Source organism: Streptomyces sp. NPDC050732 (assembly GCF_040654255.1).
Lineage (GTDB): Bacteria > Actinomycetota > Actinomycetes > Streptomycetales > Streptomycetaceae > Streptomyces.
The window spans coordinates 20,539-44,667 of record NZ_JBFAHP010000055.1 but is presented as its reverse complement, the minus strand read 5'-3'; the positions used below and the strand labels follow the sequence as shown (position 1 = coordinate 44,667).

Genomic DNA, 24,129 nt, shown 5'->3' with positions numbered 1-24,129 from the left:
GGCGATCAGCCCCGGCATGTCCTGGTCGAAGGCGATCGGATAGATGTCCTGGTACTTCTTCGGCGGGTTCTCGGCGTACGCGATGGAGCCGTCCGGGCGGTGCGCGAACCACTCGGGGTGCTTCTCCACCCACGGGTGGTCGGGGGAGCACTGGAGCGCGAAGTCCAGGGCGACTTCGAGGCCGAGCTCACCGGCCCGGCGCACGAACGCGTCGAAGTCGTCGAGCGTGCCGAGGTCCGGGTGGACGGTGTCGTGACCGCCCTCCGGGGAGCCGATGGCCCAGGGCACGCCGACGTCGTCCGGTCCGGAGGACAGGGAGTTGTCGGGGCCCTTGCGGAAGGTGGAGCCGATGGGGTGGATCGGCGGGAGGTAGACGACGTCGAAGCCCATCCCGGCGATGGCGGGCAGCCGTTCGGCCGCGGTACGGAACGTTCCGGAGACAGGCGGGGCGCCCTCCTCGACGACGGCACCCTCCGAGCGCGGGAAGAACTCGTACCAGGACCCGAAAAGAGCCCGCTGCCGCTCCACCAGCAGGGGGAGGTCGTGGGAGCGGGAGACCCGCTCGCGCAGGGGGTGACGTGCGAGGACCGCCTCCACCTCCCGGGCGAGCGCGGCCGCGAGGCGGGCGGCCGGGGGGCGCGCTTCGTCCTGCAGCGCGTCGGCCGCGGCCAGCAGGACCCGCCGTTCCCGCCCCGCCGGAACTCCGGCCGCCGCACGCTCGTACAGCAGCGCGCCCTCTTCGAGCATCAGCCCGGCGTCGATACCGGCCGGGACCTTGATCTCGGCGGAGCGCCGCCAGTCCCGCACGGGATCCGCCCAGGCCTCGACGTGATACGTCCAGTGCCCCTCGGCGTCCGGAGTGACGTCCGCGCCCCACCGGTCGCTGCCCGGGGAGAGCTCCCGCATCGGTGTCCAGGGGCCGCGGCGGCCACCGGGTCCGAGCAGCACGACGTTGGCGCCGACCGCTCCATGGCCCTCGCCGAAGACGGTGGCCGTGACCTGGAAGGTCTCACCCGGGACCGCCTTCGCGGGGCGCCGGCCGCAGTCGACGACCGGGTGGACGTCCAGGACGGGCACGGAGGGGGACGTGGGCACGGCGAGGGACGTGGGCACAGAGGGGGACGTGGGCACGGCGGCGGAATCAGGGGTCGTCTGTGGAGCTGACGTCATCGGTCCCTCCTCCGCCGGGCTTGCGTGCAGTCGGTCTGTCCCGCAGGTGCCGCGCGTCGTCACAGGCCCCGGGCGACCGGGGGCGGCTTCGGCCTGCGCGTGGCTCGCGGACGCAGGAAGAGCTCGGCGGCGTCGGCGGCCACCCGCGCCTTGGACTCACCCATCAGCACACACAGCGTGTACGCCGTGTCCTCGAAGCGCATGCGCACGGCGAGGTCGGCGGGGTGGGCGAGCAACCGCCGCTCCCACGACCGGTACTGACGCAGGTGCCGTGCGACCTCGGCTCTGGCAGGCAGCAGCATCACGCTGGTCACCTTCCTGTTGAACCTTCTGACTCATGGTGCACGTGCGAGCACCGAGCGTCCTGTTGGGAATTCAACTACCCAGTTGCCGCTCGTCTCGTGTTGCGCGGATGGAGTAGTGCTCTCACTCTGAGACTGACTCAGAAGCGATCAGTGCTCACGCTTCGTGTTCGGGGCTCGGTCGGTCAGACCGGGGCGGGGCGAAAAAGCTTCGCCGAGAGGAGCCAAGCGCAATGAAATCCGCGATCCCCTGCTACTACCACCTCGATGTCGAGGTCAGCTCGGAGAGGATCGACCAGGTCAGGCGCATCCTGACCGCGCATCTCCGGCACTGGGGGCTGGAAGTTCTCGTCGAATCCGTCTGCCACTGCACCGGAGTGCTGCTCCGCGAGATCGATGAGTACGGAGCCGACAAGAAGACCGTCGTGGAGATGTGGTGGAGCGGGCAGCACCTCATCACCGCCGTGTCGGACAACAACCGGGACCTGCCCGAGCGGCACTACGGGCCGCAGGGCTGTCTCACGCAGATCGCCGCCCTGAGCGACGGCTGGGGCAGCTTCCCGGCGACCAACGGCAAGATCATCTGGTTCTCCCGCCGCGCCCGGGCGCCCGAACGCGCCCCGCTGGCCCCTGCGGCACCCTCCCCCAGCCTGCGCGAGGCGCTGGAACTGCCGCGCGAGGTACGCCACGCCGTCCTCGCGAACCCGGACGAGGCGGAGGCCCCGGTACCCGCCACCGCGGGTGTCCCGGCCGCAGTGGCCACAGCGGCCGCCGCGAGCGCCCACGGACCGGGTCACGGACCGCGTCACGGACTGCGGCCGGACGAGATCCGGACGAGGATGGCGGAGAAGGAACCCGCGGTGTGAACGCCGGACACGCGTGAACGCCGTATCCGTGGAGACGTGACGCGCCGGCCGCGACCGCCCGAGTGAGCGGCCGCGGCCACGCGCCGCTCCCACGTCCGACCCCCAGCCCTTCGGTACGGAGGCAGTTGCGTGCGCACCTGGACCGGCGCCCCCTTTCCCCTCGGAGCCACCTACGACGGCGAAGGCACCAACTTCGCCCTCTTCAGCGAGATAGCCGACCGGGTCGACCTCGTACTGGTCGACGACGACGGCACGCACCAGAACATCACCCTCACCGAAGTCGACGGCTTCGTCTGGCACTGCTACCTGCCGGGGGTCGGCCCCGGCAGGCGCTACGGCTACCGGGTGCACGGCCCCTGGGACCCCGCCGCGGGCCACCGCTGCAACCCCGCCAAGCTGCTCCTCGACCCCTACGCCAGGGCCATCGAGGGCCAGACGGACAACCACGCCGCCCTCTTCGAGCGCGCGCCGCAGGGGCCGGACCCCGCCGACAGCGCGGGACACACCCCGCTCTCGGTGGTCACCGACCCGTCCTTCCCCTGGGAGGACGACAGGCCGCCGCGGCGCCCGTACGCGGAGACGGTCGTGTACGAGACGCACGTGCGCGGCCTCACCCGCACCCACCCCGAGGTCCCCGCCGAGCTGCGCGGCACCTACGCGGGCCTCGCCACCGACCCGGTCATCGACCACCTCACGTCTCTGGGCGTGACCGCGGTCGAGCTCATGCCGGTCCACCAGTACGTACAGGACGGCTTCCTGCGCGACCGGGGCCTGTCCAACTACTGGGGCTACACCTCCATCGGCTTCTTCGCCCCGCACAACGCCTACGCGGCGCACGGCTCACGCGGCGAGCAGGTCACCGAGTTCAAGTCCATGGTCAAGGCGCTCCACCGGGCCGGGCTCGAAGTGATTTTGGACGTGGTCTACAACCACACAGCGGAGGGCAACGAGAACGGCCCCACGCTCGCCTTCCGCGGCATCGACAACGCGTCGTACTACCGCCTGGCGGAAGACGATCCGGCGCACTACTTCGACACCACCGGCACCGGCAACAGCCTGCTGATGCGCCACCCCAACGTCCTGCAGCTCATCATGGACTCGCTGCGGTACTGGGTCACCGAGATGCACGTCGACGGATTCCGTTTCGACCTGGCGGCCACCCTCGCGCGGCAGTTCCACGACGTGGACCGCCTCTCGGCCTTCTTCGACCTGGTCCAGCAGGACCCGGTGGTCAGCCGCGTCAAACTCATCGCCGAGCCCTGGGACGTCGGCGACGGCGGCTACCAGGTCGGCAACTTCCCGCCCCTCTGGTCGGAGTGGAACGGCAAGTACCGGGACTCCGTACGGGACTTCTGGCGCGGCGCCGACCACTCGCTCGCCGAGTTCGCCTCCCGGCTGACCGGCTCCTCCGACCTGTACCAGCACGACCGCCGCCGCCCGCGCGCCAGCGTCAACTTCGTCACCGCGCACGACGGCTTCACCCTGCGCGACCTGGTCTCGTACGACGAGAAGCACAACGAGGCCAACCAAGAGGACAACCAGGACGGCGAGAGCGTGAACCGCTCGTGGAACTGCGGGGTCGAGGGGCCCACCACCGACGAGGCGGTCCTCGAACTCCGCGCGCGCCAGCAGCGCAACTTCCTGGCTACCCTCATGCTCTCGCAGGGCATACCGATGCTCGCCCACGGCGACGAACTCGGCCGCACCCAGCAGGGCAACAACAACGCCTACTGCCAGGACAGCGAGATCTCCTGGATCGACTGGGACCTCACCGACGCGCAGCGCGACCTGATCGGCTTCACCAGCCGCGCCATCCACCTCCGCCTCGCCCACCCGGTGCTGCGGAGGCGCCGCTTCTTCCGGGGGGACACCGCCACCCACGAGAACCAGCCGCTGCCCGACCTGGTGTGGCTGCGGCCCGACGCGCGCGAGATGACGGACCAGGACTGGCAGTGGCCCGACGCGCACGCCGTCGGCGTCTTCCTCAACGGCGACGCCATCGCGGAGCCCGACGCGCAGGGCAGGCCCGTCGTCGACGACTCCTTCCTCCTCCTGCTGAACAGCCACCGAGAGCCGATCGTCTTCCACCTGCCGGCCGCCACGTACGGCGAACGCTGGACGACCCGCATCGACACCACAGACCCCGAGGGGATCGCCGACGAGGTCGAGCACAAGGCGGGCGGGGAGGTCGCCATGGGACCCCACAGCCTGCTCCTGCTCTCCCGGCCCGCCCGCGGAATCCCCGGCCGGGCCGTCACCAGTTGATGCCCGCCGCCACCGGCAGGTGATCACTGCCGGTGGCCGGCAACACCCACGAACTCGCCGGCTCCACGCCACGGACCAGGATCTGGTCGATCCGCACCACCGGGAACCGCGCGGGCCAGCTGAAGCCGAAGCCGCCCCCGGCCGCGTCCTGGACCGAGCGCAGCTGTTGGGTGAGACCGTCGAACGCGCGGTCGTCCGTGGTGCCGTTCAGGTCGCCGAGCAGCACCACCCGCTCGTTCCGCTCGGCGGCGACGGCCTTGCCGAGCGCCTGCGCGCCCCGGTCCCGGTCGGCCGTCCCGAAGCCCGTCCGGGGGCTGACCCGTACGGATCCCAGGTGGGCGACGTACACGGCGAGGGGCCCGTGGTCCGTGGCCACCGTGGTGCGCAGGGCCCGGGTTTCGGCCATCCTCGCCGCGACCGGCTTGGTCTTCGCGAGCGGCCCGTAGTCCGTCGCGGTGTCGACCGGCCGCGTGCCGGCCAGCGGCAGCCTGCTCCACAGTCCGACCGTGCCCCGCACCGCGTGGTGCGGATACGCCCTCGCCAGCTCCTTCTCGTACGTACCCCGCGCCTGCGGGGTCAGCTCCAGCAGCGCCAGCATGTCCGCGCCGGAGGCGGCCAGGTCGCGGGCGGTGCCGACGGGGTCGGGGTTGTCGGCGCCGACGTTGTGGCTGACCACGGTGAGGTCACCGGCCGGCCGGGACGCGCCGCCGAGCAGCCCGCCGAGCGGCCCGCCGAAGAGGCTCAGCCACACCGTGACCGGCAGCAGCAGCGCGACCGCGGCGGAGGCCGAGCGGCGCCACACCGCCCCGGCCAGCAGCACCGGGACGAACAGGCCGGACCACGGCAGGAAGGTCTCCAGGAGGCTGCCGAGATTCCCGGCCCGGTTGGGGACCTTCTCGTGCAGCAGCATGAGCAGGCCGAGCAGCACCGCGATCGCCGCGAGGACGGGGCCGCGCCGCCACGGCCCCGGCCGGGAGGCGACGCGGGCGTCCGCCGTCTCCTGCCGGGTCACCGCCGCATCCTCGGGTCCTGGGTGGGATCGGCGTACATCCGCGGGCAGCGGGAACCGATCGCCTCGGTGCGCAGTTCGTAATGCCAGGGTTCGTTGCGGTAGATCTGGCACAGTCCGTACGCGGAGCCGTGCTCAGACAGCCATGCCGTCGCGTCGGAGCGCCCGATGTCGACCGCGTCGCCCGACACATGAGGCGACGTCGCCGCGGTGGCCACCCAGCGGGCGGCCTCCTCCTCGGACCCGTACTTGGCGACCGCCTCGCGGAAGAGCCGGTCCTGGTCCTCCGGTGAACGCCGGCCGCTGTTGACGTGGAACTCGACGCCGTCGTCCGAGGCGGCCGACGCGGCTCGGCGGAGGGCGTCGAGCAACTCCGGATCGAGCCCGGCCGACCCGCTGAGGGAGGGCCCGGCGGAGAGCGAGGAACGCCAGGACTTCGGTGCCTCGTGGCCGGGGGCTGCGAGAAGCACCGCCGAGACGACCACTGCTGTGATCATGGCGGCGACCAGCAGGCCGACACCGAGGAGCCGACGCGGTCCGCGGAGCGTTGTCCGTGCTGAGGGCTGGGTTCGATTCATGCCGCCAGTCAAGGCAGCGCGGTGTTGCCGAGGCGTATGCCGTTTTCGATACGCCGACGATATGCGCGGGCTCGTAGCCTCGGACCATGCGTGTACTGATCGTGGAGGACGAGCCCTACATGGCGGAGGCCATCCGCGACGGCCTCCGCCTCGAAGCGATCGCGGCCGACATCGCTGGTGACGGTGGCACCGCCCTGGAGTTGCTGAGCATCAACACCTATGACATCGCTGTCCTCGACCGGGACATCCCCGGCCCCTCGGGCGACGAGGTCGCCACACGCATCGTCGCCTCCGGCAGCGGCATGCCGATCCTCATGCTCACCGCCGCCGACCGGCTCGACGACAAGGCCACCGGGTTCGGACTCGGCGCCGACGACTACCTCACCAAACCCTTCGAACTGCGCGAACTGGTGCTCAGACTCAGAGCACTCGACCGCAGGCGCGCGCACAGCAGACCGCCCGTGCGCGAGATCGCGGGCCTGCGCCTGGACCCGTTCCGCCGCGAGGTGTACCGGGACGGCCGCTATGTCGCGCTCACCCGCAAGCAGTTCGCCGTGCTCGAAGTCCTCGTCGCCGCCGAGGGCGGTGTCGTCAGCGCCGAAGCACTGCTGGAGCGGGCCTGGGACGACAACGCCGACCCGTTCACCAACGCCGTGCGCATCACCGTCTCGGCGCTGCGCAAGCGGCTCGGCGAACCCTGGGTCATCGCCACCGTGCCCGGCGTCGGCTACCGCATCGACGCGCGCCCGGACGGGGAACCCCGTGACTAGCGCGGCCAGGCGGCCCGGACTGAGCGTCCGCCTCAAACTCACCCTCAGCTACGCCGGGTTCACCCTGCTCGCGGGAGCCCTGCTGCTCGCCGCCGTGTGGGTCTTCCTCCTGCAGTACGTGCCCGACGACTGGGACCGTCGCATGCTCCACGAGAACCCCAACCGGCAGCTCCTCGTGCGCACCTTCGCCCCGGCGGCGGCCGTGGCGATGGTGTTCCTGCTGGTGTTCGGGCTCGTGGGGGGCTGGCTCCTCGCCGGCCGCGTACTCGCCCCGCTGACCCGCATCACCCACGCCACACGCCTGGCCGCCGACGGGTCGCTCGCCCACCGCATCCGGCTGGAAGGCCGCAAGGACGAGTTCCGCGAACTCTCCGACGCCTTCGACGGCATGCTGGAACAGCTCGAAGCGCACGTCGCCGAACAGCAGAGGTTCGCGGCCAACGCCTCGCACGAACTGCGCACCCCGCTGGCGATCTCGAAGGCACTGCTCGACGTGGCCCGCACCGATCCCCACCACGACACCGGCGAACTCGTCGACCGCCTCCACGCCGTCAACACCCGGGCCATCGACCTCACCGAGGCCCTGCTCCTGCTCAGCCGCGCCAACCAGCGGTCCTTCACCCGGGAACACGTCGACCTCTCCCTCGTCGCGGAAGAGGCCACCGAGACCCTGCTCCCGCTCGCGGAGAACCACGGCGTCACCATCGAGACCTCCGGCGACATCGCCCCCACGACCGGATCGCCGGAGCTCCTGCTGCAGCTGGCCACGAACCTCGTGCAGAACGCGATCGTCCACAACCTGCCCGACCGGGGCACCGTCCGGGTCCACACCGGCGTCCGCCCCACGACGGTGGTGCTCACCGTCGAGAACACCGGCGAGCCCCTCACCCCCCAGCTGGTCTCAACCTTCACGGAACCCTTCCAGCGCGGCACCGAGCGCACTCACAGCGACCATGCGGGCGTCGGCCTCGGCCTGGCCATCGTCAGCACCATCACCCGGGCACACGACGGAACCCTCACCCTCACCCCCCGCCCTGCGGGCGGAATCCGCATCACCGTGGAACTGCCCGCGACACCCCCGGCGGCACCCCCCGCGGGATGACCCGTTGGCCCGCCCCTGGCGCGCCGGAGAGCATGCCGACTGGGCCATTGGCCCACTCGTGCGGGTTCCGGTTGAGCCGGACGGCGACCAGATGGTCTGATGGTCATGTCGATGGCGCTGCGGACTCCGTGGCGCCTTCTTTGTGTCTGTTTGCCGAGAGGGGCGGGAAGCTGTGCTGAAGAGGGTGTTCGTGGCTCCGGATCCGGGGCGGCTTCGCTTGCGCAGCGCCACACGCGCTGTCGTCGGCATCTCCTTGGCCGTGGCCGTGTGCGGTCTGGCCGGACACTCCCTCTCCGCGGCCATCGTCGGAGGGCTCGCGGCGCTGCTCGCGCTCTTCACCGTCACCGACCCGACCGTGCGCGGCCAGGCGGTGACGACCGCCCTGCTGCCCGCGGTGGGCTTCCCCGTGCTGGCCGTGGCCGCCGGACTGCACGACTACCCCCTGGCGAGGGACGCGGCCTTCCTCGCCGTGGTCGGAGCGGGCGTCTACGCACGGCGCTGGGGACCCCGCGGCCACGCTCTCGGGGTCTTCGCCTTCATGATGTTCTTCGCGGCCCAGTTCCTGCACACGGTCCCGGCCCAACTCCCCGAGCTGTACGCCGCCGTACTGCTCTCCCTGTGCGCCTCTTCGACGGTGCGGTTCGGCCTGTGGTGCTACGAGCGGGGCCGCCCGGCGGCGCCTGTGCCCGCGCTGTCGCAGGGGCGAGGCCTCGCCCGGGTGACCACGCGGCAGGCCGTGCAGGCCATGGCAGGAGTGGCGTTCGCCCTCGGGGTCGGACAGGCGTTGTCCGACCAGCGGTGGTACTGGGCGGTCGGCGCCACATGGTGGGTGTTCGTGAACACCGTGTCGCGCGGCGAGACCCTGGTGCGCGGCTTCCGCCGGGTACTGGGCACCGTCCTGGGCATCGTGGTCGGCTTCGCCGTCGCCCTCCCGGTACAGGGGGCGGCCGTGCCGACCGCCCTGGTCGTGGCGGCGAGCGTCTTCGGGATCTTCTACACGGCGGCCGTCTCCTACAGCTGGATGATGTTCTTCGTGACCGCGATGGCCTCCATGCTGTACGGGCTGCTCGGGGTCCTGGACGCGTCGCTGCTGGTGCTGCGCGTCGCGGAGACCGCCGTCGGTGCGCTCGGAGCCGTGCTCGCCGTCCTGCTCGTGCTGCCGGTGACCACCCACGCGGTCACCGACGAATGGATCCGCCGCGCCCTGCACTGCGTGCACGCCTGCGCCGCCGAGACCGCGGCCCGCCTCGCCGGAACCCCGGGAGCGGACCCCGGGCCGCGCGTGGCCGAGCTGGAGGTGCTGCTCGCCCGCGTGCGGCTGGCGGTCTCCCCGCTGGTGCACCCGCTGCACTACAGCAGCGAGAGGAAGGCGCGGGCTCGCGAGGTGCTGGCGCTGCTCGACACCTGCGCACAGGAGGTGCGTTCCCTCGCCGCCGCGGCGTCGGACCCCGTCGCCTCCCACGACGACCGTCTCTCGGCCGCCTGCTGGCGGGTGGAAGTGGCGGTGGAGGCGCTGACGTCCCCGACCGGCTCCCGCCGGGCGGGCGAGCCCCAGCCGCCCGTCCCGCACGCCGCCGGACACCACCCGGCCCTCACCCACCTGCACGGCCTGGAGCGGGCGCTCGCGGCGATGGCCGTGCCCCTGCAGAGGCAGGAACCGGCGTAGCGGACCGCTCCGCGTCAGGCCCGGCACGTGGCCCCGGAGTCTCCAGAAGTAAGGTGCGACCGGACCCGCACGTCCCGCGTACGCACGATGAGGAGGCGATGGTGCTCGGAAAGGGCACGTGGTTGCTCGTGGCCGTGATGAGCGTGGCCTGCCTGGTGTTCGTCGGCCCCAGCGCGCCGAAAGGTGTTCCCTTCGGCAGGCCACTGCCCGTTCACGCGGTCAAGGACATCGTGCCGAACAGGGTCATGACGTGGAACATCTGCAACCCCTGCGAGGAGAGCAACGCCGACCGGGCCGCGGAGATCGCCACGTACGCGCCCCAGGTCATCGGCCTGCAAGAAGCGTGCACGCGTGACGTCGAACAGATCCGGGACTACCTGAAGCGCTTCTACGGCCTGGCCTACCACGTCGAGTACGGGACGGTTCTCCGGGACTGGGGCCGCTGCGGGGGAGTGCCGTGGAGCCCGGGCGCCTTCGGGCAGGCGCTTCTCTCGGCGGCACCGATGGCGGACCCCGTCGGCGTGGAGTACCCGGACGGCGGGTCGGAGGACCGCGGGTACATGGCTGTCACCACGACGGTGGGCGGCCGGCCCGTCCGGGTCTTCAACACCCACCTCGCCCAGCGGCGTCAGGAAGCCGTCAGGGCGGAACAGGTCGGCGTGCTCGCCGGGGCCGTCGCCCGGCACGACCGCGCCATCGCGCTCGGCGACTTCAACGCCGTGCCGGACGCGCCCGAACTCGCCCGGATGTGGGCCGTGACCGAGGGCACGGGCTCCCGGTGCCGTCCCGCGACCGCCGCCACCTGCGAGCCGACCACCGACTGGCTCAGCAAGTTCGACTACGTCTTCCTGCGAGGCGTCGCCCCGATCGACCACGACGTACGCCCCACCCCGTACTCGGACCACAACCTGCTGTACGCCGACGTGGACCCCGCCTAGGGAGCGGTGCCCGCGAGCGTCAGCCGCTGCCGTCGTCCGGATCGTTCTTCGAGGCGCGCCGCCCGCGCGTGACCGCGAGGACGCTGCCGGCGACGGCGATGACGGCGATGGCCAGGGCGATGCTGACGCCGCCCTCCGTGTCCCAGTACACGTCTTCCAGGCTGATCAGGAGCGCCGCCTCGTCGACGACGAGGGCCAGCCCCACGCCGTAGGCCAGCCCCATCCACGCGCGTGCCCGCGCCGAGCGTTCGGCGAGGCCCGCCGCGCCCACCACCGCGAGCAGCAGGATTCCCCACACGTAGTGGTGGATGTGCACGCCGCCGGCCTGCATGTCGCCGACGCCGGCCGCGTCGATGTGGATGAGCCAGGTGAGCAGACGCATTCCGCCGAAGGTGAGGGCGAAGCCCCACCAGGCCAGGACGAAGCCCCGGCGCTTCGGGGAGATGCCGGGCAGCAGACGCAGCCAGGGGGAGGGGCGTTCTCGGTGTCCGGACTCCGGGTGTCCGGAAGGCGCGTGGTCGGACTTCTCCGAGGGGTCCTCCGAGGACTTCATCCGGGCTCTCCCGCCTCTCCGGCCTCTCCCACCGTGAACTTCCCGATCAGTGCGGCCATGGCGTCCGGCGCGCTGTAGTGGGCCGCGTGCGCCGCGCCGGGAAGGTCCACCGCACGCCCGTCGGGGACAAGACCAGCCACCCGCCGCGTCCATGTGCCGGAGGCGATGGTGTCACCCGCTCCCCGTACGACGAGCGTGGGCGCGCGGACCCGGGCCAGGTTCACCTCGAACGACCCCGCCGCGTCCCGCAGCGCGTGGCGGAAGGACGCGGCGCAGCGCAGGGGGCCGGTCACCAGGTAGTCGAACGCGGCCAGCGACAGCAGGCCCAGCGGCTCTCTCGGGGCGTCCGCGACGAGCCGTCCGAACTGGCGCACGCCGGAGACCCCCGGTTCGAGCGCCGGACCGATCAGCACCAGGTGGCTCACCAGGTGAGGGTGGCGGGCGGCCAGGGCGGCGGCGACCTGGCAGCCGACCGAGTTGGCCACGAGCGGACCCGGGACCGAGGACAGCCGCCGGTACCGGCGGGCCAACGCGTCGGCCTGTCGTCCGACGCCGGGTGCGCGGCGCGCGGCGGCCCGCGAGCGGGCGTTGCCCGGCAGGTCCGGCACCAGCACGGTCGCCCCGCTCGCCGCCAGCCGCCGCGCGAGCGGCGCGAAGTACCGCCCCGAGAGCCCGAGCCCGTGCACGAGCACCGTGGCGGGCCGGCCCTCGCGCGGCGGAGGCCCGTATCCGCGGACGTGAAAGCCGAGGTCAGTCATGTGATCCACCTGCCCACCATGGCCTCCCGCATGACCCCGGGCCACTCCGGTGAAGCCGTCGGCCGCCGGGGGCGCGACGCCCCGCATCCGGATCGGCATGTGCACCGGGCACATCCACGGTGGATCAGCCCGCCCGCGGGGCAACTCCGCGGTCAACGGGCGAGAGGCCCTGGCGAGACCTCCGGTCACCCATTGGTCCAGACCGGCTGCTAGCGTCGGCCGCACGAGCGGCGCCTCGGATGCGGCGCCCCGGCGAGAGGGGAACTGGCAGTGGTCGTCGGCAGGCAGGCGGAGCGGGCGTACATCGGATCCTTCACCGCGGCCGGGGGGCCGGGCGTCGTCACCGCGGCCGTCGCCCCGGACACCGGCGCGCTGACCGTCCTCGGCGCCACGGACGCGGTCGCCGACCCGTCCTATCTGGCCCTCTCACCTTCCGGGAACACGCTCTACGCGGTCAGCGAGACCCCGGACGGCGCCCTCGCGGCCTTCCGGACCGCCGAGGAGACGGCCGAGCTCGCCGGGCCGCCCGTGCCGGTCGGTTCGGCGCCCACCCACCTGGCCCTGTACGACGGGCACGTACTCGCCGCCAACTACGGCTCAGGCAGCGTCACTGCCGTGCCGGTGGGCGCCGACGGCACCCTCGCCGCTACGGCGGCGAGCGAACTCCGGCACACCGGCTCCGGTCCGCACCCGCAGCGCCAGCAGGGCCCGCACGCCCACCAGGTCCTCGCCGACCCGAGCGGCCGCTGGGCGGTCAGCGTCGACCTCGGCACGGACTCCGTGCGCGTCTGCGCGTTCGGGGACGACGGCCTCACCCTGCACCGCGAAGTCGCGCTGCGCCCGGGCTCAGGCCCGCGGCACCTCGTCTTCCACCCGCGCGGCGACCGCGCGTACGTCCTGAACGAGCTGAGCCCCACCCTCACCGTCTGCGCGTGGGACGCCGCCGACGGTGCGCTCGGGCCGCTCGGTGAGCTGCCCGTCCTCGCGGAGACCCCGGAGGGGGACGCGTACCCCTCGGAGGTCGTCGTCGCGCCCGACGGGCGGTTCCTGTGGACCGCCACACGCGGCACGGACGTCATCTCGGTCATCGCGCTGGACGAGGAGGGCGACGCGCCGCGGCTGACGGCGACCGTGCCGTGCGGCGGACACTGGCCGCGCGACCTCGCCGTCGACCCCACGGGACGGCACCTGTACGCGGCGAACGAGCGCTCCGGAGACGTCACCTGGTTCACCGTCGACCAGGAGACCGGCATCCCGAGCCGGGCGGGCTCCATCGAGGTACCGGCCGCCTCCTGCGTGGTCTTCGGCTGAGGCGGCCCACACCCGCCGAGGTGCGTCGAGGTACGGCGATGGGCCCGCCCCCACATCGGGGCGGGCCCATCGGCACACAGGTGGAACGCCTCAGTGCACGGGCGCGCCCGAAGGCTGCTGCGGCGTGATGCCGAGCGTCGTCGTGTACTTGGCGAGCGCCAGCTTGCCGATCGCCGGGTACGCGCCGACCGGCTCGGCGACGGAGCAGCCCGCCTCCTTCGCGGCCGCGTCGAGCAGCGCGCCGTCGAGCTCGGGACCGATCAGATACGGCGCGAGCGCCAGCTGGGCGGAGCCCGAGCCGCGCAGCTGCTCGGCGGTCGCCGCGATGGCGCCCTCCTCGTCGAGCGCGGCGGCCATCACCGGCACCGCGAGCCGCGCGGCGAGCAGCATGCCGGTGATCCCGGCGGCCTGCACGGCCTCCTCGCCGCCGACCGTGGCAAGGACGATGCCGTCCGCGGCGGTCGCCACGGTGAACAGGCGGGCGCGGTCGGCGCGGGCGAGACCGGCCTCCGACAGCCGCACGTGCAGCGCCTCGGCGAGCAGCGGGTGGGGGCCGAGCACATCCGTCAGCTCGGCGGGGGCACGGCTGTCCATGACGGCCTGCCGGATACGGCGCATCAGCGCGCTGTCGGGGCCCGCGAGCAGCGGGACGACGACCGCGACGGGCCCGTCCGCCTGTGCGGCCTCCGCCACCTCGGCACCGGCCTTGCGCGCACGCTCCAGGCGGGCGGCGCGCTCGGCCGCCGCGCGCGCGAGCACGGACTGCAGCGAGGGGAACTCGGGGAAGGACGTGACGGTGGCGTCCTCCTCACCGTCGACGTAACCGATTCTGGCGTCGAGACCGGGCAGCTCGGAGCGGGCGATGCTCACGACTTCCTCGGCGAGGCCGCGCGTGGACGTGCTGGGGGCGCCCGGCACGGCGAGAACAAGTGCGGGCGCGCCCTCAGGAGCCGCGACGGGCTCCGGACGGCGGTGCCGGCCCGGCTGACGGGGGCGCGGCATTCGTACAGGCAGGCCGGATGCGGGCCCAGTGGGGGAGCTCATGCGCCCGCATGCTACTGGCTTGCGGGCCGTCCCTGTTCGGGGAGGGTGCAGGTGGGCGGTATAAGTCCGTTTTTGTCTGATGAATTACGTAGAGGTCAACTGTCGTCTTCACTGTGGACGGAGAGCATGCGCGCGTCGTGCGGCAGCCGCAGCCGGTCAGCGGCGATATCGGCCGCTATGCGCAGCGCCCCGTCCAGCGGGTCGCCGGCCGCGGGAACGTGCCGCGCGTGCGGCAGTTGTCCCGCGAGCTCGTCGCGCAGGGGTGCGAGCAGCGGCTCGCCCAGTTTGAACAGACCTCCGGTGAGGGCCACTTCGCACGCGTCCGCGGAGGGGCAGACGGCGGCCGCGGACTCGGCGATGTGACGGGCCGCGGCACGCAGGATGCCGCCCGCCACCGGGTCGTCCACCGCGCAGCCGGCCACCTCGGGCGCGAAGGAGGCGAGCATCGCGGGCCGGTCGGTACGGGGATAGAGCCGGGCCGGCAGATCCCCGGGCGGGCCGAACATGTCTTCGGCGCGCGCGAGGAGCGCCTTCGAACCGCCGGGTCTGCCGTCGTGCGCCCGCATCGCCGCGTCGAGTCCGGCGCGGCCGATCCAGGCGCCGCTGCCGCAGTCGCCGAGCAGGTGCCCCCAGCCGTCGGCGCGGTGCCAGGCGGTCAGATCCGTGCCGATCGCGATCAGGCCGGTGCCCGCCGCGACCACCGCGCCGGGGCGGTCGCCGAGCGCGCCCGCGTACGCGGTGACGGCGTCCGCGGCGAGCGCCGTGCGGCGCACCCCCAGGGTCCGCCCGAGCGCCGACGGCAGTTCGGCGCGGAGGTCGTCACCGAGGCTCGCCATGCCTGCCGCGCCGATGGCGACGGCCGTGATCCGCCCGCCGCCGGCCCGTTCGAGCAAGCCGCGCGCCATGGGCAGGAGTTGTTCCATGAGGTGCCCGGCGTCGATGCCACGCGGGCCGGTGCGCACGGGTTCCGCGGAGCGCACCGGGTCGGGGCGGCCCGTGCCCCGAGGCGCGTGCAGCGCCGCCCGCAGCCCGGAGCCGCCGGAATCGACGCCCAGCGCCCACTCGCCGGACGTCACGGCAGCCGCCAGTCCACCGGCTGCGCCCCCTGCTGGACCAGCAGGTCGTTGGCCCGGCTGAAGGGGCGCGAGCCGAAGAAGCCGCGGTCCGCCGACATGGGGGAGGGGTGCGAGGACTCCACCGACGGCAACTGCCCGAGCAGTGGCCGCAGATTGCGGGCGTCCCGCCCCCACAGGATCGACACCAGCGGCTTCCCGCGCGCCGCCAGTGCCCGTATCGCCTGCTCGGTGACCTCTTCCCAGCCCTTGCCGCGGTGGGCGGCCGGCTTGCGCGGGGCGGTGGTGAGCGCCCTGTTGAGCAGCAGGACGCCCTGCCGGGTCCAGGGCGTGAGGTCGCCGTTCGACGGCGGGGGCAGGCCCAGGTCGCTGCTCATCTCGCGGTAGATGTTGATGAGACTGCCCGGCAGCGGCCGCACGTCGGGGGCGACCGAGAACGACAGGCCCACCGCGTGCCCGGGCGTGGGATAGGGGTCCTGGCCGACGATCAGGACGCGGACGTCGTCGAAGGGCTGCTGGAAGGCGCGCAGGACGTTCGCCCCCGACGGGAGATAGGTGCGTCCCGCGGCGATCTCCGCGCGCAGGAAGTCCCCCATCGAGGCGATCCGTTCGGCCACCGGCTCCAGGGCCTCGGCCCAGCCGGACTCGACGATTTCATGCAAGGGTCGTGGTGCCACGGCGTCACCCTACTGCCGTAACGGCGGGGTCGATCAACCGATGGCCGCGGCCCGGACACAGAGCACGTCCGGCAGGTGGGAGGCGAGCTGCCGCCAGCTGTCGCCGTCGTCCGCCGACGCGTACACCTCTCCGTTGCGGTTGCCGAAGTAGAGGCCGGCCGGGTCGCAGTCGTCGCTGGACATGGCGTCGCGCAGCACCACGCCGTAGTGGTCGTCCTGGGGGAGGCCCGCGCTCAGCGGCTCCCAGCTGCTGCCCGCGTCCGCCGTGCGGTAGACGCGGCATCGGTGGTCGGCGGGGACGCGGTCGCTGTCCGCGGTGATCGGGAAGACGTACGCCGTGCCGCCGCGGTGCGGGTGGGCGACGGCGGCGAAGCCGAAGGTGGACGGCAGGCCCTCGCCGATGTCCGTCCAGTGCGCGCCCGCGTCGTCGCTGCGGTACACACCCCAGTGGTTCTGCAGATACAGCCGGTCCGGGTCGGCCGCGTCCCGCGCGACCTTGTGCACGCACTGGCCGAACTCCGGGTCCGGCTCGGGCAGGAACACCGCGGACACGCCGTTGTTCGACGGGGCCCAGCTCGCGCCGCCGTCCAGGGTGCGGAACACCCCGGCGGTCGACACCGCGACGGTCACGGCGCCGGCGTCGCGGGCGTCGGTCAGCACGGTGTGCAGGCCCTCTCCGCCGCCGCCCGGCTCCCACTTGGAGCGGGTGGGGTGCTCCCACAGCGGACGGACGAGCGAGAAGGACTCGCCGCGGTCCTCCGAGCGGTACAGCGCGGCGGGCTCCGTGCCCGCGAACACCACGTCCGGCTCGGCGGCCGACGGGTGCAGCTGCCACACCCGCTCCAGGGAGGCCCCGGTGTCCTTGGGGAACTTCACGGCCGGCTTCGCCGGCTCCGTCCAGGTGCGGCCGAGGTCGTCGGAGTGGAAGACGGAGGGGCCCCAGTGCGCGCTGTCACCGCCGACGAGGAGCCGGGGGGTGGGGCCGCGGGTGTCGATGGCGACGGAGTACACCGCCTGCGCGTTGAAGTACGGACTGTCGTCGAACTCCCAGGCGCCGCCTCGTCTGCGGCCGATGAAGAGGCCTTTGCGCGTGCCTACGGTCAGAAGTACTTCGGCCATCGTGGCCACCTCCGCGACGTCGTTGTCTCAGGTGTCCGTCAGTCTGCACCCCACCACTGACAGTCACCCTTCGACGTCGTGTTCCCGCAGGTCAACGCCGTGTCCTCAGCCCTTCGGCCCCGGCCCCGCGAGCTCTCCGGCCACCTCCGCGATCGCCGCGGGACCCACCCGGCAGCACCCGCCGACCAGCCGTGCCCCCGCCGACCGCCACCCCGCGACCTGCCCGGCCGCGGACCGGGCGGGGCCCCGCCAGGCCCTGGCCTCCGCGTCCCACCTCTCACCGCTGTTCGGATAGACGACCACCGGCTTCCCGGTGACCCGCGCGGCGAGCGCCACCGCGGCGTCGGCGTCCCGCGGATCGCAGCAGTTCACGCCGACCGCGATCACCTCGTCCACGTCGGCGGCGAGCGCGAACGCCTCGTCCAGGGGCTGGCCCGCGCGCGTGTGCGTGCCCGCGACGCTGTACGACAGCCAGGCCGGTACCCCGAGGCCGCGCACCGCCCGCAGCAGGGCCCGCGCCTCGTCGGCGTCCGGGACCGTCTCCAGGGCCAGGACGTCGGGTCCGGCCTCGGCGAGCGTTTCGAGCCGCGGCCGGTGGAAGCGTTCCAGCGCGTCCACGGAGAGGCCGTACCGCCCCCGGTACTCGGAGCCGTCGGCGAGCATCGCCCCATAGGGTCCCACCGACGCGGCCACCCACACCTCACGCCCGAGCCCGGCACCGGCGCGACGCGCCAACTCCACGCTCCGGCACAGCAGTTCGCGCGTGCGGCCCGCGTCGATGCCGTGCCGCGCGAACCCCTCGTACGTCGCCTGGTAGCTTGCGGTGATCGCGACCTCCGCACCCGCCTCGTAGTACGCGCGGTGGGCGGCCTCGACGGCTTCCGGCGCGTCGGCGAGCAGCCGCGCGGACCACAGGGCGTCGCTCAGGTCGTGCCCCGCGGCCTCCAACTGGTTGGAGAGGCCTCCGTCGAGCACGACCGGGCGCTGAGCGAGGGCGTCGGCGAGTCTCATACCGCCGACGCTAGCCGAGGCGCCGTCGACGGGAAGTGGCAGGCCACCTCGTGTCCGGCCCCGTTCGGTGTGCTGACCTGCGGTTCGACCGTGGCACACACCTCCTGGGCGACGGGGCAGCGGGTGCGGAAGCGGCAGCCGGACGGGGGCTTCGCCGCGGAGGGTGTCTCACCCTCCAGAGGTGTGCGGCGCGTGCCGGGCGCGGCCTCGGGGTCGGGCAGGTTGACGGTGTCCAGGAGGCCGCGCGTATAGGGGTGCAGCGGATGCGCGTACACCTGCTCGGCCGGGCCCGACTCCACGAGCTTTCCGAGATACATCACGCCGACGGTGTCCGCCAGATGGCGTACGACGGCCAGGTCGTGCGAGATGAACAGGTAGGTCAGGCCGCGCTCGCGCTGCAGCTCCCGCATCAGGTTGAGGATCTGCGCCTGCACGGACACGTCGAGCGCGGACACCGGTTCGTCGGCGACCACCAGGTCGGGCGAGAGCGTCAACGCCCTTGCCAGACCGATGCGTTGGCGCTGGCCTCCGGAGAACTCGTGCGGGTAGCGGTGCACGGCGCCGCGCGGCAGGCCGACGGCGTCGAGGAGTTCCGCGACCAGTTTCTCCTGCTCGGTGCGGTGGCCGACGCCCTGGATGACGAGCGGTTCGCGCAGGATGTCGCCGACCCGCATGCGCGGGTCCATCGCCGCGGTGGAGTCCTGGAACATCAGCTGGACGCGGCGCCGGTGCGCGCGCCGCTGTGCCCGTGTCATCCGCGACGGGTCGGCACCCTCGAAGCGCACCGCGCCGCCCGTCGGCTCCTCCAGGCCCGCGACGATCCGCCCGAGCGTCGTCTTCCCGCACCCCGACTCGCCGACCATGCCGTACGTCTCGCCCTTGCGGACCGACAGCGACACCCCGCCGACCGCGCTGACCGTGCCCCGCCCGCGCGAGAACGCGCCACCCTTCAGCGGGAACTCCTTGACCAGCGCGTCGACTTCGAGGAGCACGGCACCCGGGGCGGCGGTGGCGGGCACGGCCGCCGGAACCACCACGTCGTCCTCGGAGACGGCCTCCTCCGGCACCGGGTGGAAGCACGCGAACCGGTGCGCCGCGCCGCGCACGCCGTCGTCCGTGAGCGGCGGCTCCTCGGCACGGCACCGGTCCGTGGCGAAGGTGCAGCGCGGCGCGAAACGGCAGCCCGTGGGGCGTACCGTCAGGTTCGGGGGCAGGCCGGGGATCGTGTGCAGTTCGGTGCCGCTGTCGGCGGCCCGCTCGGGCAGCGCGGCGAACAGCGCCTCGGTGTAGCGGTGGCGCGGACGTGCGAACAGGTCACGGACGGCCGCCTGTTCGGCGACCCGGCCCGCGTACATCACCGCCACCCGGTCCACCCGGTTGGCGATCACGCCCAGGTCGTGCGTGACCAGGATCATCGCCATGCCGAGCCGGGTGCGCAGGTCGTCGACGAGCTCCAGGATCTGGTGCTGCGTCGTCACGTCGAGGGCCGTCGTCGGCTCGTCGGCGATCAGCAGTTTCGGCTCGCAGACCAGCGCCATGGCGATCGCCACACGCTGCCGCATGCCGCCCGACAGCTGGTGCGGGTACGCCTTCATGCGCTCGGCGGGCTGTGGCATGCCGACGAGGCGCAGCATCTCCTGGGCGCGCGCCCGGGCCTCCTTCCCGCCGATGCCGGGGCGGTGCAGGAGCAGTGGCTCCGCCACCTGCGCACCGATGGTCATCGTCGGGTTGAGGGAGGTCAGCGGGGACTGGAAGACCATCCCGATGCTGTTCCCGCGGACGTCCTGAAGGACGGGGGCGGGGGCGGCGGCCAGATCCTGTCCGTCGAACAGGACGCGGCCGCCGGTGATGTCGCCGCCCGGCGGCAGCAGGCCGAGGACGCTCAGCGCGGTCATCGTCTTGCCGCAGCCGGACTCGCCGACGATGCCCAGGGCCTCGCCGGGGGCGAGGGCCAGGGAGACGCCGTCGAGGGCGTGGACGGTGCGTTCGCGTGAGGTGATGTCGACGCTCAGATCGTCGATGGTGAGCAGCGGCTCGGTCATCTCTCGGGTTCTCCCTTTGCTTCCGCGGCCGTACTTATTTCCGCAGCCGTACTTCGAACGCGTCCCGCAGTCCGTCGCCGATGAAGTTGAACGCGGCGACGACCAGCACGATCGCGATGCCCGGCGGGAAGATCAGCCACCAGTAGCCGTTCTGGGTGTAGGTGATGCCGGCGGACAGCATCGATCCCCAGTCCGCCGAGGGCGGCGGAATGCTCAGGCCGAGGAACGCGAGGTAGCTGACGTAGAGGATCGCGTCGGCGATCTGGAACGTGCAGTTGACGATGACCGTGCCGATCGCGTTCGGCACGATGTGCTTGAAGACGGCCCGCGTGCCGCCGCCGCCCATCATCCGCATGGCCTGCACGTACTCGCGGTCGCGCAGCGCCAGCGCCTCGCCGCGCACCAGGCGGGCGGGGGACAGCCACGCCACCGCCGCGATGATCATGACGAGGACGCCCTTGCCGGGGGTGACGATCGCGGCGACCACGACGAGCAGGAACATCGCGGGGATGGCGAGCGCCGCGTCCGTGATCCGCATCATCGCGGCGTCGATCCAGCCGCCGAAGTAGCCGGAGACCGCGCCGTAGACGGTGCCGAAGAGCGTGGCGAGCAGGCCTGCCGCCAGGCCGATCTCCAGCGAGGTCCGCCCCGCGACCATCAGGCGGCCGAGCATGTCGTAGCCGAGGTCGGTGGTGCCGAGGAGGTGGCCGGAGCTGCCGGGCGGGAGGTTCGCCTGCGACAGGTCGGTGTGGACCTGCTCGGTGTCGTACAGCAGGGGGCCGAGGTAGCTGAACGCGAGCAGCAGGACCAGCACCACCACGCCCGTCAGGGCGAGCTTGTTGCCGGTGAACACCCGGAGCGTGCGGCGGGCGAGCGAGGGCGTGGCCCGCCCGGCGTCCTCGTGGCCCGGCGCGGTCGCGGGGGTGACGGTGGTGGTCATGCCACGCTCCGTATCCGGGGGTCGAGGACGGCGTACAGGATGTCGGTGAGCAGCGAGCCGACGACGGTGGCGACGCCGACGACGAGTGTCACACCGAGCAGGACGGGGAAGTCGGACCCCTGCGCGGCGTTCCAGAACAGCAGCCCCATGCCGGGGTAGTTGAACATCGACTCGACGACGAGGGCGCCGCTGAACAGCGTCGGCAGATAGAGGCCGAGGAGCGTCGCGAGGGGGATCAGCGCGTTGCGCAGGACGTGCCTGACCATAATCCGGCGGTTCGACTGGCCCTTGGCCATCGCCGTGCGGACGTATTCCTCGGTGAGGTTGTCGAGCACCGCCGAGCGCATGTAGCGGCTGAACATCGCGACGATGCCGAACGCCATGGTGACCACCGGAAGGATCAACCCCGTGAAGTCGCCGAGGAGTTCGCCGGCCGTCTCGCCCTGCGGGGCCTCCGCCGGGAGGATCGGCATGACCTGCGCGAACAGGATGATCATGATGAGGCCGAGGAAGAACACGGGCGTCGCGTACAGCAGGAAGGCGAGGCCCGTCAGCGCGTAGTCCGACGCCTTGCCGCGCCGTACGGCCTGCAGCAGCCCGAGCGGGACCGCGATGACCACGGCGAGCGCGGTGGACAGGACGGTCAGGAGCAGCGTCTTCGGCAGCCGCTGCTTCAGCAGGTCGAAGACAGGCGAGTTGAGCTTGAAGGAGTCGCCGAGATCACCCGTGAGCAGCCGCTTCAGGTACATCGCGTACTGCGTCGGAAGCGAACGGTCGTACCCCTGCTGGTGGTTGAAGTGCTCGATCTGCTGCGGCGTGCCCTTCGGGCCGAGGATGGCGCGGGCGGGGCCGCCCGGCAGCAGGTGCAGCAGTACGAAGACGATGACCGACACCAGGAAGAGGACGACGATCGCCTGGAGGAAGCGCTTGACCAGAAAGCCGGTGAAGCCGGTGAGGCCGGTGGAGCTGGTCACTTCTCGGCTCCCTTCTTCTTGACGTAGTACCAGTGCTGGGGCGCGAAGGTGACGGTCGGGTTCTGCTCGACCCCGCGCAGGTCGTTGCGGATCACCGAGACCTGGTACGCGGGGTTCGGCATCCACATGACGGGCAGCTGTTCGGCGAGGTACTCGCCGTACTCGTGCACGGGCTTCATGTCGGGGGAGTACTGCATGCCCCGGAGGATGCGGTCGGCCTTCTTGTCGCTGTAGTTGCCGAAGTTGGCGGACGCGCCCGTCGAGAAGAGCTGCTCACCGCTGGGGTTGAGCGGGTAGTACCAGCTGCCGGCCGTCCCGAAGAACGACATGTCCCAGTCGCAGCCGGGGTCCTTCGCCTCGCACGGCACGGAGTTGCCGAGCACCGAGTTCAACGGCTGCTGGCGCACGGTCAGGTCGATGCCGGCCTTGGACAGGGACGACTTCAGCTCCTGCATCATGTTCGTCGTCTCGGTCGACCCCGACTGGGAGAGCAGGGTCAGTTCGAGCGGGGCGTCCTTCTCGATGCCCTTGCCGCACCGGTCATGGTCCGTCCCGGGGCGTACGCAGCGTGCCGTGCCGTCCTTCGTCCGCCAGCCGTGGGCTTCGAGCAGCCGCCGGGCCTTGTCGACGGAGAACGGGTACTTGTTCTTCTCCATCCCGGGGGACAGGTACTGGCTCTTCGGTGTCACCGGCACCGGGCCGAGCGTCGGGGTCGCGCTGCCCTGCCAGATGACGTCGCTCATCGCCTTCTGGTCGACGAGGTGCTGCATGGCCTGCCGGATGTAGAGCTGGTCCATCATCGGGCCACCGTGCGTGGAGTTGAAGTTGTAGACGATGTACGTCGCCGCCCAGCCCTCCCACGGATCGACGCGGTACCCCTTGTCCTGGAACTTCTCCTTCTGCGCCAGCACCGACGGCGGGATGTAGCCGTAGTCGACGCCACCGGAACGCAGCACGTTGTACTCGGAGTCGGCCGTCGTGAACGGTTTGAAGACCACCTTGTCCAGGTGCGGGCGCTCGGACTCCGGGCCGGTGTACTTCTCGTTCGGCACGATGGTGACCTGCCCGCTGTCCCGCCAACCGGCCAGCTTCCACGGCCCGTTGACCGTGTGCCAGAGCGGGTCGGAGCCGTACGAGCCGAGGCTCTTCGCGTGTTTCGTCAGGCGTGCGAAGACCGCCTTGGCGCCGGCGGGTGTGCGGTCCCAGTCGCCGATGCGCCCACCGTCGGTCTTCGCGTCCCAGGCGTGCTGGGGGAGCGCGCGCAGCAGGGTGAGCTGGTTGGCCGTGAACCAGTCCGGGTTGTACGCACGCGTCAGGTGCAGCCGCACGGTGTGGGCGTCGAGCGTCTCGAACCGCTTGACGTTGTCCGGCATCGTGCCGACCGAGTAGCTGCCCCACTCGGCCTTGTTGGCCTTCACCAGGTGGAACCAGAACTCCAGGTCGCGGGCGGTGACCGGCTTCCCGTCGGACCACTCGACGCCCTCGCGCAGCGGCACCGTCACGGTCCTGTTGCCGTCGCCGTACTTCGGTTCGAGCCCCAGCGTGCCGGGCCCGTGCGTGGTCAGCTCGCCCTTCGCCTCGTCCTGCACGGCGTCGTACACCGGCGTGAACAGCAGTGAATTGATGCCGTAGTTGTACGAGGCACCATAGCCCGGCGCGCCGATCGGGAAGATCCAGTTGGGCGTCGCGGCGGGCGGCAGCGCCATCGTCGCCGTGCCGCCCTCGACGGGCGTGCCACCGGTCGGACCCATGTCGATGCGGCCGCCCTCGCGGGTGCATCCGGCGAGGGCCGCCGCGAGGACGAGCAGCGCGGCCGCCGCGCACCTGGCGGACCTGAATGAGCGCATGGCGATGGGCCTCCAAGGGGTACGGGGCCGGCCCGTGCCGGAGAACTCCGGGGCGGCGCCCGAACGCTAGGCCGGGCGTGAAAACCAAGTCAATAGCTTCCTTCGGCAAGAAGT

22 protein-coding genes are annotated in these 24,129 nt (G+C 72.2%); 7 read left to right on the top strand and 15 right to left on the bottom strand.

Going from position 1 to position 24,129, the window contains the following annotated elements:
• Both AB0H82_RS34415 and AB0H82_RS34410 read right to left on the bottom strand, forming a co-directional pair.
• Positions 1–1,170, bottom strand: a 1,170-nt coding sequence (locus tag AB0H82_RS34415) for a maltotransferase domain-containing protein (RefSeq protein ID WP_362999458.1), incomplete at its 3' end; no start/stop codon positions are given.
• Positions 1,171–1,229: 59 nt separating this feature from the next.
• On the bottom strand, positions 1,230–1,472 hold the full coding sequence (locus AB0H82_RS34410) for a DUF5133 domain-containing protein (protein ID WP_362999460.1): 243 nt from the start codon (positions 1,470–1,472) through the stop codon (positions 1,230–1,232).
• Between the two features lie 233 nt (positions 1,473–1,705).
• Between AB0H82_RS34410 and AB0H82_RS34405 the strand changes: the two genes are divergently transcribed.
• Positions 1,706–2,338 (top strand): pep a2, encoded by a 633-nt coding sequence (locus AB0H82_RS34405; protein ID WP_362999457.1) that lies wholly within the window; start codon positions 1,706–1,708, stop codon positions 2,336–2,338.
• A 129-nt stretch (positions 2,339–2,467) separates the two neighbouring features.
• Entirely contained in the window at positions 2,468–4,603 is a 2,136-nt protein-coding gene (gene glgX, locus AB0H82_RS34400) for a glycogen debranching protein GlgX (RefSeq protein ID WP_362999456.1), read from the top strand.
• Here glgX and AB0H82_RS34395 read toward each other — a convergent pair.
• Together AB0H82_RS34395 and AB0H82_RS34390 are read right to left on the bottom strand one after the other, a co-directional pair.
• On the bottom strand, positions 4,593–5,615 hold the full coding sequence (locus tag AB0H82_RS34395; protein ID WP_362999455.1) for an endonuclease/exonuclease/phosphatase family protein: 1,023 nt from the start codon (positions 5,613–5,615) through the stop codon (positions 4,593–4,595). The two genes, glgX and AB0H82_RS34395, sit on opposite strands and share 11 nt — an antisense overlap.
• Entirely contained in the window at positions 5,612–6,190 is a 579-nt protein-coding gene (locus AB0H82_RS34390; protein WP_362999454.1) for a M15 family metallopeptidase, read from the bottom strand. The genes AB0H82_RS34395 and AB0H82_RS34390 overlap by 4 nt, the downstream gene beginning before the upstream one ends.
• An 86-nt stretch (positions 6,191–6,276) precedes the next feature.
• Between AB0H82_RS34390 and AB0H82_RS34385 the strand changes: the two genes are divergently transcribed.
• The 4 genes from AB0H82_RS34385 (at position 6,277) to AB0H82_RS34370 (ending at position 10,666) form a co-directional block, all read left to right on the top strand.
• Positions 6,277–6,960 (top strand): response regulator transcription factor, encoded by a 684-nt coding sequence (locus AB0H82_RS34385; RefSeq protein WP_362999453.1) that lies wholly within the window; start codon positions 6,277–6,279, stop codon positions 6,958–6,960.
• A gap of 19 nt (positions 6,961–6,979) precedes the next feature.
• Positions 6,980–8,062 carry a HAMP domain-containing sensor histidine kinase gene (locus AB0H82_RS34380; RefSeq protein WP_362999459.1) on the top strand — a complete coding sequence of 361 codons (1,083 nt, stop codon included), beginning with the start codon at positions 6,980–6,982 and terminating at the stop codon, positions 8,060–8,062.
• 172 nt (positions 8,063–8,234) lie between these two features.
• A complete protein-coding gene (locus tag AB0H82_RS34375) occupies positions 8,235–9,728 on the top strand; it encodes an FUSC family protein (RefSeq protein ID WP_362999452.1) in 1,494 nt (497 codons plus the stop codon).
• A gap of 98 nt (positions 9,729–9,826) precedes the next feature.
• Complete coding sequence (locus tag AB0H82_RS34370) at positions 9,827–10,666, top strand: endonuclease/exonuclease/phosphatase family protein (RefSeq protein ID WP_362999451.1); 840 nt, start codon at positions 9,827–9,829, stop codon at positions 10,664–10,666.
• Positions 10,667–10,685: 19 nt separating this feature from the next.
• On the opposite strand, the gene AB0H82_RS34365 is transcribed toward AB0H82_RS34370, so the two are convergent.
• Both AB0H82_RS34365 and AB0H82_RS34360 read right to left on the bottom strand, forming a co-directional pair.
• A complete protein-coding gene (locus AB0H82_RS34365; protein ID WP_362999450.1) occupies positions 10,686–11,219 on the bottom strand; it encodes a hypothetical protein in 534 nt (177 codons plus the stop codon).
• On the bottom strand, positions 11,216–11,977 hold the full coding sequence (locus tag AB0H82_RS34360; RefSeq protein ID WP_362999449.1) for an alpha/beta fold hydrolase: 762 nt from the start codon (positions 11,975–11,977) through the stop codon (positions 11,216–11,218). Before AB0H82_RS34360 ends, AB0H82_RS34365 begins: the two co-directional genes overlap by 4 nt.
• Before the next feature lie 270 nt (positions 11,978–12,247).
• Here AB0H82_RS34360 and AB0H82_RS34355 point away from each other — a divergent pair, with 270 nt between their 5' ends.
• Entirely contained in the window at positions 12,248–13,288 is a 1,041-nt protein-coding gene (locus AB0H82_RS34355) for a lactonase family protein (RefSeq protein ID WP_362999448.1), read from the top strand.
• A 90-nt stretch (positions 13,289–13,378) separates the two neighbouring features.
• Here the strand turns inward: AB0H82_RS34355 and AB0H82_RS34350 are convergent, their stop codons facing one another.
• The 9 genes from AB0H82_RS34350 to AB0H82_RS34310 form a co-directional block, all read right to left on the bottom strand.
• Positions 13,379–14,332, bottom strand: coding sequence for a hypothetical protein (locus tag AB0H82_RS34350; RefSeq protein WP_362999447.1), 954 nt, complete (start codon positions 14,330–14,332; stop codon positions 13,379–13,381).
• A gap of 95 nt (positions 14,333–14,427) precedes the next feature.
• A complete protein-coding gene (locus AB0H82_RS34345; protein WP_362999446.1) occupies positions 14,428–15,408 on the bottom strand; it encodes a BadF/BadG/BcrA/BcrD ATPase family protein in 981 nt (326 codons plus the stop codon).
• On the bottom strand, positions 15,405–16,082 hold the full coding sequence (locus AB0H82_RS34340) for a uracil-DNA glycosylase (RefSeq protein WP_362999445.1): 678 nt from the start codon (positions 16,080–16,082) through the stop codon (positions 15,405–15,407). The genes AB0H82_RS34345 and AB0H82_RS34340 overlap by 4 nt, the downstream gene beginning before the upstream one ends.
• Positions 16,083–16,115: 33 nt before the next feature.
• Positions 16,116–17,201, bottom strand: a complete 1,086-nt coding sequence (locus tag AB0H82_RS34335) for an exo-alpha-sialidase (protein ID WP_362999444.1) — start codon at positions 17,199–17,201, stop codon at positions 16,116–16,118.
• Positions 17,202–17,306: 105 nt separating this feature from the next.
• The gene (mmuM, locus tag AB0H82_RS34330; RefSeq protein WP_362999443.1) at positions 17,307–18,212 is read right to left on the bottom strand and encodes a homocysteine S-methyltransferase; all 906 of its coding nucleotides are present in this window, start codon (positions 18,210–18,212) and stop codon (positions 17,307–17,309) included.
• A complete protein-coding gene (locus tag AB0H82_RS34325; RefSeq protein WP_362999442.1) occupies positions 18,209–20,254 on the bottom strand; it encodes an ABC transporter ATP-binding protein in 2,046 nt (681 codons plus the stop codon). The genes mmuM and AB0H82_RS34325 overlap by 4 nt, the downstream gene beginning before the upstream one ends.
• Positions 20,255–20,288: 34 nt before the next feature.
• Complete coding sequence (locus tag AB0H82_RS34320) at positions 20,289–21,194, bottom strand: ABC transporter permease (protein WP_362999441.1); 906 nt, start codon at positions 21,192–21,194, stop codon at positions 20,289–20,291.
• Positions 21,191–22,168: an ABC transporter permease gene (locus tag AB0H82_RS34315; protein ID WP_362999440.1), complete on the bottom strand. Its 978-nt coding sequence runs from the start codon at positions 22,166–22,168 to the stop codon at positions 21,191–21,193. The genes AB0H82_RS34320 and AB0H82_RS34315 overlap by 4 nt, the downstream gene beginning before the upstream one ends.
• On the bottom strand, positions 22,165–24,015 hold the full coding sequence (locus AB0H82_RS34310; protein WP_362999439.1) for a peptide ABC transporter substrate-binding protein: 1,851 nt from the start codon (positions 24,013–24,015) through the stop codon (positions 22,165–22,167). Before AB0H82_RS34310 ends, AB0H82_RS34315 begins: the two co-directional genes overlap by 4 nt.
• Between the last annotated feature and the right edge of the window lie 114 nt (positions 24,016–24,129).